This window comes from Pseudarthrobacter sp. NamE2 (assembly GCF_005796205.1).
In the GTDB taxonomy this organism is placed as follows: Bacteria; Actinomycetota; Actinomycetes; order Actinomycetales; family Micrococcaceae; genus Arthrobacter.
This window is the reverse complement of the sequence record NZ_VAHN01000008.1, coordinates 176435-189569: the sequence shown is the minus strand read 5'-3', so window position 1 is coordinate 189569 and position 13135 is coordinate 176435. Positions and strand designations below refer to the sequence as shown.

Genomic DNA, 13135 nt, shown 5'->3' with positions numbered 1-13135 from the left:
GGCGGCACCCGAAGATCCTGCAGCGGCGAGGGGGGCGTCCTCGGCATGAAGCGCGGCAAGGGCAGCAACGTTGGCATGAATAGCCTCCATACCTGTCCCCGTCCCCCCGCTGATTCCCATACCAACATCGTCCAACAGGGGTACGACATTCTTTGTCCCTGACTGCCCAAGGCGGCAGGCGGGAGAAAGCCGGCCCTCCGCCGTCGTAATCCTTCCTTTCACGCCGGCACAAGAATAGTCAGCTTGCTTATTACTTTCATTCTTCCTAGGCTGGGACCTGCCAGGCAAACAACTCTCAAAGCGGTATTTTGCGCTCAGGAAGCGGGCGGGAGCCGCTACAGATGAGGAGGAACAATGTCAGAACACAGCATCGCAGGCAAGAAGGTCGCATTCCTGCTGACGGACGGCGTGGAGCAGATCGAGCTGACCAGCCCCTGGCAGGCAGTGCAGGAAGCCGGCGGTCAGCCCACGCTCGTAGCGCCCAAGAGCGGCAAGCTGCAGGGGTTCAACGGCACCGAAAAGGGTGACACCTTTGACGTGGACATCACCGTTGCCGAAGCGAACGCCTCCGACTTCGACGCCCTGGTCCTGCCGGGCGGCGTCGTCAACGCAGACCACCTCCGCGTGGACAAGGACGTACAAAGCTTCACCCGAAGTTTCTTCGAGCAGCACAAGCCGGTGGCCTCCATCTGCCACGGCCCGTGGGTGCTTATTGACGCCGGGGTGGTGCGAGGCAGAAACGTCACGTCCTACCACACGCTTGAGACGGACCTTAAGAACGCAGGCGCCAACTGGACGGACCAGGAAGTGGTGGTTGACCAGGGCTTGGTGACCAGCCGCAACCCGGACGATCTCCCGGCCTTCAACAGCAAACTGGTGGAGGAGATTTCCGAAGGCCAGCACGCAGGCCAGACAGCCTGACACCTTCTGTTCCCTCAGGGTTTGGAAAAAATCCGGTGCGGAGGAATTACTCCAGCCGGTAGAGTGTTCGCATCTGCAGCGGCTTTGGGTCGCGCATCACTCACCACTCTCCCTGAGGGAACATTCATGTCTACCGAAGTCTCGCCGAACGCCAGCGGCCAGCCCGTCCATGCCGAAGGAACCAGGCCCGCCGCGCCGGAAAAGATGTCCCGGGAGTCGGTGACTGTCATCAGCACGCTGCTGGTGGCCACGTTCGTGGTAATCCTCAACGAAACCATCATGAACGTGGCCCTGCAGCGGCTCATGGTGGACCTGCAGGTGGATGCGCCCACCGTCCAATGGCTCGCCACCGGGTTCATGCTCACCATGGCGGTGGTCATTCCCACCACGGGCTTCATTCTCCAGAGCCTGTCCACCCGCAAGGTCTTCACGCTGGCCATGGGGCTGTTCGCCGGCGGCACGGCCCTGGCTGCGGTGGCCCCCGGGTTCGAGATCCTGCTGCTGGCCCGCATCATCCAGGCGGGCGGCACCGCCATCATGCTGCCGCTGCTGATGACCACCATCCTGACGCTTGTGCCACTGGCCAAGCGCGGTGCCGTGATGGGCAACGTCAGCATCGCCATCTCGGTAGCGCCTGCCATGGGTCCCACAGTGTCCGGACTGATCCTTGAACACTTCACCTGGCGGTTCATGTTCGTGTTCGTCCTTCCGGTGGCCCTGGCCGCGCTGGCGATCGGCGCCAAATACCTCACCAATATCGGGGAGGCGGAACGGACGAAACTGGACATCCCATCCGTGCTCCTCACCGTTCCTGCCTTCGGCGGGCTGGTCTACGGCCTGAGCCAGATTGGCGGCGGCCACGGCGGCCAGGCAGGTCCGGGTGCCGGTGCCATTGCCGCGTTGGTGATCGGTGTCGCCGCCCTTGCCGTGTTCGTGCTCCGCCAGGTCCGGCTGCAGAAAGCGGAAGTGCCGCTGCTGGACCTCCGCGCATTCAACTTCCGGATGTTCACCGTCTCGGTGCTGCTGATGGTGGTGGCCATGATGGCCCTGTTCGGCGGCGTGATCCTGCTGCCGCTCTACCTCCAGGAAGTCCGTGGCCTGGGTTCGCTTGAGACCGGCCTGGCCCTGCTCCCCGGCGGACTGGCCATGGGGTTGCTTGGTCCCGTGATCGGCCGGTTGTTCGACAAGGTGGGCCCGCTGCCGCTCACCGTCACCGGATCCATTCTGATGGTCCTGACCCTTTGGCAGTTTTCACTGCTCGACGACGGCACGGCAGTTTGGTGGATCATCGCCCTTCACGTGGGGCTGAGTTTCGGCCTGGCGCTGCTGTTCACCCCGGCTTTCACCACCGGCCTGAACCCGCTGCCGCCGCACCTCTACTCACATGGTTCCGCGATCATGAGCACCACCCAGCAGGTTGCCGGTGCCGCCGGCACGGCACTGCTCGTATCCATCTTCGCCGTGGTGTCCGCGACGTCGGGACTCGTTGCGGGGATGGGCGCCGCCTTCCTGACGGCAACCGTCGTCGCCTTCGCCGCCGTCGTGCTTTCGGTAATGATGCGCAAGACGGAAGGCGCAGGTCACGGCCCCGCCCACTAGCAGTTCGGTGGTTGAGCCGGTTGAAGCCTGCCGGGTTTCGACAGGCCCAACCACCGGCGGCGTGGTCAGCCGGCGTAAAAGTCTGCGAGTTCCTTGACCAGGACGTCCGGGGCCTTGATGACGCCGTCGTGGCCGTAGCCGGGCAGGATGGTGTAGCTGGAGCCGGACAGCACATCGTGGATTTGCCCGCAGGCCACCCCAAAGTATGCAGGGCTCTTTTCGCCCACCACGATCAGCGTTTCAAGCGGCAGCGCCAGGAACGGCTCGGCCGGCATGTCCGCCGCAATGATTGCCTTGATTTCCCTGACGCCGGTGCGCATCAGTTCGCGCTGCTGTTTGCCCTCGGATGTGCCGGCGGTCAGCCTGTTGGCGAGCGTCAGCATGGACAGCGGCATCCGGGAGGAGAGGTGTCCACCGGACTCGAGCCCGCGCTGGAGGACGGCAAGGGCACGGTCATCATCCCCGGCAGCGGCCGCGATCTCATACTCGCCGATCCAGTCAGCCTTGACCGAGTGGTTCACGGATACGGCGGGGTCGTACACGGCGAGCCGCTCCACCGGCAGGGTGCGGGCGGCGTGCAAGGCAACGGCGCCGCCAAAGCTGTGGCCGAAGACGTCCGTGCTGGACGTGTGTTTCATAACGGTGTCCAGGTCCCGGATGTCCACGTCCAGCGTGTAGTCCTGCGGCTGCGGCGATGAGGACCCGCGGCCGCGGCGGTTGAACGTGTGCACGGGCCGGCCCAGGGCGGCGCTGAGCTTTTGGGCGAACTTGGTGTAGTCCGCCGCGGTCACCATGGAGGGCGGGATGACCACCACGCCCGAACCTGCGGAAGCAAGGTCCACGCCCGTGGAGAAGAGCTCCAGAGTGCCGCCGTCGGGGGTCCTGATGTTCTCACGCGTCATGGTCCGAGCCTAGCCGAGCAACCTGAACGCGGGCGCAAAGGCGCCAGGGAAGGGCGTCAGGCGAGCCGTGCAATAAGCGCTGCGCTTTCCTCCCGGATGGCGGGCAGCCGGCCGGCCAGTCCGCACAGGACAAGTCCTGCATCCGCAGCCTGCTGCGGTGATTCGGCGGTAACGAGCCCGTCCGCCCGAAGGCTGATCAGGGATTCGACCAGGCGGAAGGCGAAGTCGCCGCCGGTGGTGCCGGGGCTCCCGGTTCCGCCAACAGCGGACAGTCCGCCGCCCAATGTCCGGTACAGCCCGCGCAATTCGTCCCGGTCCTCGAGGAACCGCGCGAACCGTGCGCTCCGTACTTCGGGAAGGTGGTACAGCACGCCGAGGTTCCAGCGGGCGCTGCACAGTTGCCTGCCGTCGTAAAGCGCGACGGCGTGAAGCCGGCTTCCAGGGACCGCCTCGCCGGTGGCGTCGGCGGCGACAGCCCGCGCAAACTCGAGTCCGCCGGACACGGTCCCCTCCAACAGGTCCTCGAGGATCTCGTCCTTGGTCTTGAAATGGTGGTACAGCGAGGATTGGCGGATTCCCACCGCATCCGCAATGGACCTGGTAGACGTACTCGCGTAGCCCTGCGTGGTGAAGAGTTCGGCGGCGGCATCGAGGATCTCGTCCCGTGCTGTGGCCCCTGGCCGTGATGGTTGCTGGTGGCGTGGGCGTCCCGGTCCGGCTGAAGTCACCGGATCATTCTTGCACCACCGTTCGCGGTGCAACTCCCGGAAGCAAGCGGTGAGGGGCCGGAAATACGGCGGAAACAAGATGTCAATGCGCCTTTTACAGGGGTGAAACTGTTTGGGGACATCGCGCTGGAAAACTATCAAGTGACCGGTAATCAGCAGCTTCGGCCGAGCGCTGCACTGCCGGGAGGCTCTACACCCCTTGCCGTTCCAGCCCCGGAGATCCGATGACTTCAACCGTTCTCCCCACCGTCCACCAGGACGATGCGGACCTGACGTCCCTTGGTTACCAGCCCACCCTGCACCGCAAGCTTGGCCGCTACGCTTCCTTTGCCGCCGGCTTCTCCTTCGTGTCCATCCTCACCACCATCTTCCAGCTCTTCGCCTTCGGCTATTCCTTCGCCGGCCCGGCCTTCTTCTGGACCTGGCCCATCGTCCTGGTGGGCCAGCTCCTCGTAGCGCTGAACTTCGCGGAGCTCGCCGCCCGCTACCCGCTGTCAGGCGCCGTGTACCAGTGGGCGCGGCGCGTCGGCGGTGAAGGTGTCGGCTGGTTCGCCGGCTGGTTCATGGCCATTGCCCAGGTGGTGACCGCCGCAGCGGCCGCAATCGCCCTCCAGGTGGTGCTGCCCCAGCTGTGGGACGGCTTCCAGGTGGTGGGCGGTGACCCGGCCCTCAACACTGTCACCGGGGCAGCCAATGCCGTCATCCTTGGCGCCGTGCTCCTGGTGGCCACCACCGTCATCAACTCACTCGGCGTCAAACTCATGGCGCACGTGAACTCCGTCGGCGTCACCTGCGAAATTGTCGGCGTCGTGGCCGTGATCCTCGCCCTGGTCACCGCCGCCCAGCGCGGCCCGGACGTGGTGGCGGACACCACCGTACTGCAGGGTTCCGACCTCGGCGCCGTTGGTGCCTTCCTGGTCTCCGGTCTGATGGCCGCCTACGTGATGGTGGGCTTCAACTCCGCCGGCGAGCTGTCGGAAGAGACCAAGGACCCCCGCCGAACGGCGCCGCGCACCATCCTCTCCGCCCTCCTCATCTCCGGCATCGGCGGGGCGCTGATGATCATCACCGCCCTCATGGCCGCACCCAGCCTCGACGACGGCCGCCTCGCCGCCGAAGGCCTGCCCTACGTCCTCACCGCGGTGCTGGGCACCTTCTGGGGCAAGGTCCTGCTGGTGGACGTGGCCATCGCCATCTTCGTCTGCACCCTGGCGATCCAGACCGCCGGTTCCCGCCTGGTCTTCTCCATGGCCCGCGACGGCAAGCTCCCCGCCTCGGCGCTGCTCGCATCCGTCCACCCCGCCCGCGGCACCCCGATGTGGCCGTCAATCGTGATCGGCGCACTGGCAGTGGGCGTCCTCGCCATCAACGTGGGCAACGCCGCCCTGTTCACCACCCTCACCAGCGTCTGCATCGTGATGGTCTACCTGGCCTACCTGCTGGTCACCGTGCCGCAGCTGGTCAACCGCCTCCGCGGCGACTGGAACCGCGTGGGCGAAACCATGCCCGCCGGGCTGTTCTCCCTGGGCCGCTGGGGGCTGTCCGTCAACATCCTCGCCGTGCTCTACGGCGCCCTCATGGTGGTCAACCTCGCCTGGCCGCGGCCGGAGGTGTACGACCCCTCCGGTGAGAACGGCATCCTCCTTTACTCCGCACCGCTGATGGTGGCGGCGGTCCTCCTCCTGGGCCTGTGGGTCCGCCGCCGCAACGTCGCCGTAAACGCCTGACACCTCCCGCCTGATACCTCCGCAGAACTTCAAGACATCCACCAAAGAAGCACAGGACTGACATGACCCAGACCATCGAAACCCCGGCAACCGGAACGGCCACCACCGCAGGTGCCCGCGCCCACGCAAGGGAACAGCACGGCAAAACCGCCGAGGCCATGCGGTTCGTCCCGGCAGCTTCGGCGCCGGCCCGCCTCTTGGCGGGAATGCCCGACGGCGCGTCCCCCACCTGGGCGGAGTCCCTTGCCTTTGGCCGCTACACCACGCTGCCCCTGGCACGCGGCACCCGGGTCCGGCTTACTGACACGGCCGGTGACGCCTGCGTACACACGCTTCTGTACCGGACCGGGGTCCTGCACGAGCGCCTCAATGTCGCCGACACCGTCAAGGTCCCGTGGCAGGCCTACCCCGGCGCCGGGCATCCGCTGCTTTCCGACGCCGGCCGCCTGATGGCTACCATAGTCGCCGACACATCGGGGCATCATGATGCCCTCACGGGTGCCACCACACTCGAAGGCAACACCGCCCGCTACGGCGCCGGCACCGCCCACAGCGCTTCACCGGCAGCCCGCGAACTGCTCACCCTCGGGGCACTCAAGACGGGGCTGGCACCCAGGGACGTGGCGCCGTCGTTGTCCTTCTTCAAAGGCATTCACGTTGACCCCGCCGGCACCATCACCTTCGACGGCAGCGCCGGCCCGGGCGGCGCCGTCGAACTCCTGCTCCACATGGACGCGGTCCTGGTGCTCGCCAACACCGCACACCCGCTGGACCCGCGGCCCGCCTTCACCGGCACCGCCGTGGACATCCTCGCCTGGCACGCCCCGGAGGACCTGGCCGCCCTGGAGGCGGGCCGCCTCGCCGGACCCCTGACCCCCGAGCACCTGCAGGCACTCCGCAACACCAACCACGACCTCACTGCAAGGAACGCACGATGAACACCGCCATTGACACCAAGACCATCCCGGACGCCGGCGAAACCGCGCTGGTCCCCGGCGCCGTGGTGCTCGACGACTTCGTGGAAGCCCGCGGACCGTGGTCCGCCGTGGTGGCAGCCGGCGACGTGCTCACCATCGTCGACCTGGAAGGCAACCAGGCCGTGGATTGCCTGCTGTATGCGGCAACGGACACCTCCGTCCGCTACTCGGCACCGGTGACCATCGCATCCCAGCAGTCGATCGTCCTGACCACGGGCTCGGTCCTCCGCGCCGACACCGGCGCACCGCTGATGACCGTGGTGGCGGACGAGGTGGGCGTGCACGACACCATTGGGGGCGCCTGCTCCCAGGAATCCAACACCCTCCGCTACGGCCAGCACACCCGTGAACAGCACGCCTGCGTGGAGAACTTCCTGATCGAAGGCTCCCGCTGGGGCCTGGGCAAGCGGGACCTGGTGTCCAACATCAACTGGTTCATGAATGTGCCGGTTGACCCGGACGGGGCCCTGGGCATCGTTGACGGCCTCTCCGCCCCCGGCAAGCGCGTGGCCCTGCGCGCCGAGGTGGACACCCTGGTGCTCGTCTCCAACTGCCCGCAGGTCAACAACCCCTGCAACGGCTTCAACCCCACCCCTGTACGCATGATCGTCACCCGGCCGGAGGCAGCGCTGTGACCAAGAAGAACCTGAACACCTTTGACACCCTCCTGGTGGCCAACAGGGGCGAAATCGCGTGCCGCATTATTGCGTCGGCAAAGAAGCTCGGGCTGCGAACCGTCGCTGTCTTCTCCGAAGCTGACCGGGGCGCGAAGCACGTCCGGCTGGCCGACGAAGCCGTGCTCCTGGGACCGGCGCCGGCCAAGGAGTCCTATCTCCGGGTGGATGCCCTGCTGGCCGCTGCCAAGTCCACCGGGGCGGGCGCAATCCACCCCGGCTACGGCTTCCTGTCCGAAGACGCAGCCTTCGCCGAGGCAGTGGAGGCTGCGGGACTGGTGTTCGTTGGTCCCACTGCGGAGCAGTTGCGGATCTTTGGCACCAAGCACACAGCGCGCGACGCCGCCCGCACGGCCGGGGTGCCGATGATCGCCGGTTCCGGGCTGCTTGAGGACGTGGACGCCGCCGTCGCTGCCGCCACTTCGATCGGCTTCCCGCTGATGCTCAAGGCCACCGGCGGCGGCGGCGGCATCGGCATGAGCATCTGCCGCAACGAGGCCGAGCTCGTGGAGAGCTTTCCGCGCGTCGCCCGTCTCGCGGGCGCCAGCTTCGGCACCGCCGGCGTCTTTGCCGAACGGTACGTCGAGAACGCCCGGCACATCGAGGTCCAGGTGTTCGGCGACGGCGGGGGCCGGGTTGTCAGCCTCGGCGACCGCGACTGCTCCCTCCAGCGCCGCCACCAGAAAGTCCTCGAGGAAGCACCCGCCCCGGACCTGCCGGCTGCACTGCGGGAGGAACTGCACCGCACCTCCCGCGCCCTGTGCGCCTCCCTCAACTACCGTTCCGCCGGCACGGTGGAGTTCGTCTACGACTCCGCCCGCAAGGAGGCCTCCTTCCTGGAAGTGAACGCCCGCCTGCAGGTGGAACACCCCGTCACGGAGGCCGTCACCGGCGTGGACCTGGTGGAATGGATGCTCCGCCTGGCGCAGGGCGGGGAGGAAGCCGCCAGCGTCCTGGCCGGACTCCCGGACGGCCTGCCCGTCTCCGGCAGCGCCATCGAAGCCCGCGTCTACGCCGAAGACCCGGCCCGCGGGTTCCAGCCCAGCGCCGGTACCGTCACCAACGCCGTGTTCCCCGGCACCGAAGGTGTCCGGGTGGACGCCTGGGTGGAAACCGGCACCGAGGTGTCCACCAATTACGATCCCCTCCTCGGCAAGGTCATTACCTCCGCTGCAAGCCGGGACGAAGCCTTTGACAAGCTGGCCGCCGCGCTCGCCGGCACCCGGATTGACGGCATCGAAACCAATCTCGGAATGCTCCGGGCTGTCACGGGCATGGACGTTGTTCGAAACGTGCAGCACTCCACGAGCACCCTTGACGCCGTGGGCGATCCCGAACCTCGGATCACCGTCAACCGCCCCGGCCTGCAGACCAGCGTGCAGGACTGGCCGGGGCGTACCGGGTTGTGGCAGATCGGTGTCCCGCCGAGCGGCCCGATGGACGACCTCTCCTTCCGGCTGGGCAACACCGCGCTCGGCAACGCCGAAGGCGCCCCGGGCCTGGAATTCACCATGACCGGCCCCAGCCTGACCTTCACCCACGCCACCACCGTCTGCGTCACCGGGGCGGAGGTGACGGTTACGGTTGACGGCACCGAGGTGCCCGCCTGGGTGCCTGTGACGGTTCCCGCGGGAGGAACGCTGGATGCCGGCACAGCCACCGGCCACGGCCTGCGCGGCTACATCCTGTTCCAGGGCGGCCTGGACATTCCGCAGTACCTCGGCAGCTCCTCCACCTTCACCCTGGGCCAGTTCGGCGGCCACGCGGGACGCGTCCTGCGGACCGGCGACGTACTGCGCGCAGTGAAGTCCGCCGTCGAAGAAGCACCCTCCGCAGCAGTTCCGCTGGACAGCCGCCCTGCCCTCACCTCCAACTGGGAACTGGCAGTGACGGAAGGCCCGCACGGTGCCCCTGAATTCTTCCAGCGCGAAGACATCGAGGAGTTGTACGCCGCCGAATACGAGGTGCACTTCAACTCCGCCCGCACCGGCGTCCGGCTGACAGGCCCCAAGCCGCGCTGGGCACGCACCGACGGCGGCGAGGCCGGCCTGCACCCGTCCAACATCCATGACACCGCCTACTCGGTGGGCGCCCTAGACTTCACCGGCGACACCCCCATCCTGCTCGGCCCGGACGGACCCAGCCTGGGCGGATTCGTCTGCCCGGTGACCGTGGTGACGGCGGACCGCTGGAAGCTCGGCCAGCTCCGGCCGGGAGACAAGGTCCGGTTCGTGCCCATCAAAGCCGGCCAGGCGCCGTCGGCCAAGGACCTGGGACCCGGCCGCCAGCTGGTGCTGCCCGGTGACGCCGGCTGGTCCGCGGACCCGTCCGTGGTAACTCAGACGTCCAGCCGCCCCTTCCGTGGAGACGGCGACGACGGCGTGCTGGGCCGGGTGCCGGAAGGTTCCGGACGGCCTGCGGTCACCTACCGCCGCTCCGGTGACGACAACCTGCTCGTCGAGTACGGCGAGATGGTCTTGGACCTCGGCCTGCGCGCCCGAGTGCACGCCCTCCACCAGCACCTCGAAGGGCTTCGTGTGCCCGGCATCGTGGACCTGACCCCCGGCATCCGGTCCCTCCAAATCAAGGTGGACCCGTCGGTGCTGTCCGCCACCCGCCTGCTGGACCTTGTCCAGGAAATCGAGGCTGCGCTGCCGGCCAGCTCCGAGCTGGTGGTCCCCAGCCGCACCGTCCGGCTGCCGCTGTCCTGGGACGACCCCGCAACCCGCGAAGCGATCGAGCGCTACATGGCCGGCGTCCGTGACGACGCCCCGTGGTGCCCCTGGAACATCGAGTTCATCCGCCGCATCAATGGCCTGGATTCTGTCAACGACGTCTTCGATACCGTCTTCAACGCGGAGTACCTGGTCCTGGGCCTGGGCGACGTGTACCTGGGCGCCCCCGTGGCCACTCCGCTGGACCCGCGGCACCGGCTGGTCACCACCAAGTACAACCCGGCCCGCACCTGGACGCCGGAGAACGCCGTTGGCATCGGCGGTGCCTACATGTGCATCTACGGCATGGAAGGCCCCGGCGGCTACCAGTTCGTGGGCCGCACCACCCAGGTGTGGTCACGCTACGCGGACTCGGCTCCGTTCAAAGCCGGCTCGCCCTGGCTGCTGCGCTTCTTCGACCGGATCTCCTGGTACCCGGTCAGCCCGGAGGAGCTCCTGGACCTGCGGGCGGACATGGCCGCCGGGCGGGGCCGCGGCGTCGAGATCGAGGACGGCACGTTCTCCCTGGCCGAGCACGAACTGTTCCTTGGGGAGAACCGCGAGTCCATCGCGGCGTTCCGGGAAAAACAGGGCGCAGCCTTTGCCGTGGAACGCCAGGCCTGGGCCGACGCCGGCGAGTTCGACCGCGCGGAAGCGCTCGCCGCCGTCGCTGTCCCCGCCGCGGACGAAGTTGTGGTTCCGGACGGAGGATCCCTCATTTCCGCGCCGTTCGCCGCGAGCGTCTGGAAAGTCGACGTCGCCGAAGGGGACCGCGTGGTAAAGGGCCAGCCCCTGGTGTCCCTCGAGGCCATGAAGATGGAGACAGTCCTCGAAGCGCCCTGCGAGGGGGTGGTGCTCCGCGTCCTGCCGGGCGCCGGTTCCCAGGTGGTGGCGGGCGAGGCGGTGGTGGTCATCAGCGCCCCGGACTTCGAATCCGCGGACGTGGAAGCCCTGGAACTGGAAGAGGCAGCAGTATGAGCACCACAACCGGCGCAGCCACCCGGCGGGTGGCCGCAGCGCTCGCCGCCATCGAAGCCGTTGACCGACCGGAAATCTGGATTGCCCTGCGCGGGGAGGACGAGCTCCTGGCGGAGGCCGCCGGCATCGATGCCGCGGTGGCCGGCGGTGCCCGCCTGCCCCTTGCCGGGCTCCTGCTGGCGGTCAAGAACAACGTTGACGTCGCGGGCATCCCGACGACGGCGGCCTGCCCAGGCTTCGCGTACACGCCGGAGCAGGACGCGGAAGCGGTAATCCGCCTCCGCTCAGCCGGAGCACTGGTCCTGGGTGCCACCAACCTGGACCAGTTCGCTACCGGACTGGTGGGAACCCGCAGCCCGTACGGCGCTGTCCGGGACTCCCGCCGCCCGGAGTTCATCTCCGGCGGCTCCAGCTCCGGATCGGCCGTCGCGGTTGCCCTGGGCCTGGTGGACATCGCCATCGGGACCGACACCGCAGGTTCCGGGCGTGTGCCGGCCGGGCTGCAGGGAATCGTCGGCATCAAGCCCACCCTGGATGTTGTGTCCACAGCAGGAGTAGTGCCGGCCTGCCGGTCGTGGGATGCCGTCACCATCTTCGCCCGGCACCTGTCCACCGCAGAGCTGGCTATGGGAGTTATGGCCGGCGGCTCCCGCGCCTGGCCGGCGGACATCCGCCTGGCTGCACCGGAAAAGCCGCGGGTTGCATACCCCGCCGCACTGCCGGCGCTCCCGGGTGCGTGGGCGGAGGAATTCGCCCGCCAGGTAAGCCGGCTGAAGGACGCGGGCGTGGACGCCGAGCCCATCGAGTTCGAAAACTTCCTCGAAGCGGCCCGGCTGCTGTACGACGGTGCGCTGGTGGCGGAACGCTTTGCGGCGGTGGGCGACTTCATCCACAAGGCCGACGGCGGGACGGACAGCCAGGCGGGCGTCGACCCCACGGTGGGGAGCATCATCCGGGCCGCCGGGAAGCTGCCCGCGCACCGGTATGTTGCAGACACGGCCAGGCTGGAGGAGCTGAAGCAGCGGGCCATGGCGCTGCTTGACGGCTTCGACGCCCTCCTGGTCCCAACGGCGCCGTTCCACCCCACGCTGGAACAAGTGGCGGCGGATCCGGTGGGGGTGAACTCCCGGATGGGCACCTACACCAACTTCTGCAACCTGTTTGATTTGTGCGCCGTGGCCGTCCCGGCAGGCGAAGTGGAGGGCGCCCAGTTTGGCCTGACAGTGGTGGCCCGGACCTTCGAGGACGCCGTGGCGGCGGATATTGCGCGGAGGATCGAAACCACCCCTGCCGCGCCGGAACTCTTTGCTGCCGGCGCGGCGGGCGAGTCAAAAGCGGACGCCGGCCAGCCGCCGTCGGACGTTCCCTGGCCGGTGGCGGCAGGCGCCGCGGCCGTGCCGCTGGTGGTAGTCGGCGCGCACCGCAAGGGCCAGCCCCTGGCACCGCAGCTGGAGGAGCTGGGCGCCCGGTGGGACGGGCACGTCCGCACCGCCCCGCGCTACCGGATGGTCTCGCTGGACACGGTGCCGCCCAAGCCCGGTGTGTACCGGTCCGACGACGGCGCGGAGCTGGCGGGGGAGCGGTGGCTGCTGTCCCCGGCCGGGCTGGGACAGTTCCTGGCCGCCCTTCCCGAGCCGATGCTGCTCGGGTCAGTGCAGCTCGCGGACGGCACAACCGCCGTCGGATTCGCCTGCGACGCGGCGGCCGCTGCCACCGGGGAGGACATCACGGCGTGGGGCGACTGGCTTGCAGACCGGACCGCAGCACCCAGGGGCCGCAGCATCTGGCAGGACCTCGGCGACGCCGCCCTCGCCGGCTTCAGCAGGGGAGGACACTCCTAACCTCCAAGAGTTTTTGTCCAGATATGCAGGCTTCCAGGCGCTCCAAGTCTGCATATCTGGACAAAAACTCCAGG

9 protein-coding genes are annotated in these 13135 nt (G+C 68.0%); 7 read left to right on the top strand and 2 right to left on the bottom strand.

The genetic code is table 11. The annotated features are described in order from the left end of the window. The first annotated feature begins 354 nt into the window (after positions 1 to 354). Both FDW83_RS11645 and FDW83_RS11640 read left to right on the top strand, forming a co-directional pair. Entirely contained in the window at positions 355 to 921 is a 567-nt protein-coding gene (locus tag FDW83_RS11645) for a type 1 glutamine amidotransferase domain-containing protein (protein WP_138138247.1), read from the top strand. Positions 922 to 1047: 126 nt separating this feature from the next. Next, positions 1048 to 2520, top strand: coding sequence for an MDR family MFS transporter (locus tag FDW83_RS11640; RefSeq protein WP_138138246.1), 1473 nt, complete (start codon positions 1048 to 1050; stop codon positions 2518 to 2520). Between the two features lie 65 nt (positions 2521 to 2585). Here the strand turns inward: FDW83_RS11640 and FDW83_RS11635 are convergent, their stop codons facing one another. After that, positions 2586 to 3422: an alpha/beta fold hydrolase gene (locus tag FDW83_RS11635; RefSeq protein WP_138138245.1), complete on the bottom strand. Its 837-nt coding sequence runs from the start codon at positions 3420 to 3422 to the stop codon at positions 2586 to 2588. 56 nt (positions 3423 to 3478) lie between these two features. After that, the gene (locus FDW83_RS11630) at positions 3479 to 4150 is read right to left on the bottom strand and encodes a TetR/AcrR family transcriptional regulator (protein ID WP_138138244.1); all 672 of its coding nucleotides are present in this window, start codon (positions 4148 to 4150) and stop codon (positions 3479 to 3481) included. Positions 4151 to 4374: 224 nt separating this feature from the next. On the opposite strand from FDW83_RS11630, the gene FDW83_RS11625 reads away from it, so the two are divergent. The 5 genes from FDW83_RS11625 (at position 4375) to atzF (ending at position 13061) form a co-directional block, all read left to right on the top strand. Beyond that, positions 4375 to 5877: an amino acid permease gene (locus FDW83_RS11625; RefSeq protein ID WP_138138243.1), complete on the top strand. Its 1503-nt coding sequence runs from the start codon at positions 4375 to 4377 to the stop codon at positions 5875 to 5877. 62 nt (positions 5878 to 5939) lie between these two features. After that, positions 5940 to 6815 (top strand): urea amidolyase associated protein UAAP1, encoded by an 876-nt coding sequence (locus tag FDW83_RS11620; RefSeq protein WP_138138242.1) that lies wholly within the window; start codon positions 5940 to 5942, stop codon positions 6813 to 6815. Then, the gene (locus FDW83_RS11615) at positions 6812 to 7489 is read left to right on the top strand and encodes an urea amidolyase associated protein UAAP2 (protein ID WP_138138241.1); all 678 of its coding nucleotides are present in this window, start codon (positions 6812 to 6814) and stop codon (positions 7487 to 7489) included. Before FDW83_RS11620 ends, FDW83_RS11615 begins: the two co-directional genes overlap by 4 nt. Before the next feature lie 11 nt (positions 7490 to 7500). Then, positions 7501 to 11220 (top strand): urea carboxylase, encoded by a 3720-nt coding sequence (gene uca, locus FDW83_RS11610; RefSeq protein WP_138138254.1) that lies wholly within the window; start codon positions 7501 to 7503, stop codon positions 11218 to 11220. Beyond that, positions 11217 to 13061: an allophanate hydrolase gene (gene atzF, locus FDW83_RS11605; protein WP_138138240.1), complete on the top strand. Its 1845-nt coding sequence runs from the start codon at positions 11217 to 11219 to the stop codon at positions 13059 to 13061. The genes uca and atzF overlap by 4 nt, the downstream gene beginning before the upstream one ends. Positions 13062 to 13135 lie beyond the last annotated feature (74 nt).

What these genes read in the sequence shown, in the direction of transcription:
- FDW83_RS11645 (WP_138138247.1), top strand. Translation starts at nt 355, where the DNA reads ATGTCAGAACACAGCATCGCAGGCAAGAAGGTCGCATTCCTGCTGACG.
- FDW83_RS11640 (WP_138138246.1), top strand. Translation starts at nt 1,048, where the DNA reads ATGTCTACCGAAGTCTCGCCGAACGCCAGCGGCCAGCCCGTCCATGCC.
- FDW83_RS11635 (WP_138138245.1), bottom strand. Translation starts at nt 3,422, where the DNA reads ATGACGCGTGAGAACATCAGGACCCCCGACGGCGGCACTCTGGAGCTC.
- FDW83_RS11625 (WP_138138243.1), top strand. Translation starts at nt 4,375, where the DNA reads ATGACTTCAACCGTTCTCCCCACCGTCCACCAGGACGATGCGGACCTG.
- FDW83_RS11620 (WP_138138242.1), top strand. Translation starts at nt 5,940, where the DNA reads ATGACCCAGACCATCGAAACCCCGGCAACCGGAACGGCCACCACCGCA.
- FDW83_RS11615 (WP_138138241.1), top strand. Translation starts at nt 6,812, where the DNA reads ATGAACACCGCCATTGACACCAAGACCATCCCGGACGCCGGCGAAACC.
- atzF (WP_138138240.1), top strand. Translation starts at nt 11,217, where the DNA reads ATGAGCACCACAACCGGCGCAGCCACCCGGCGGGTGGCCGCAGCGCTC.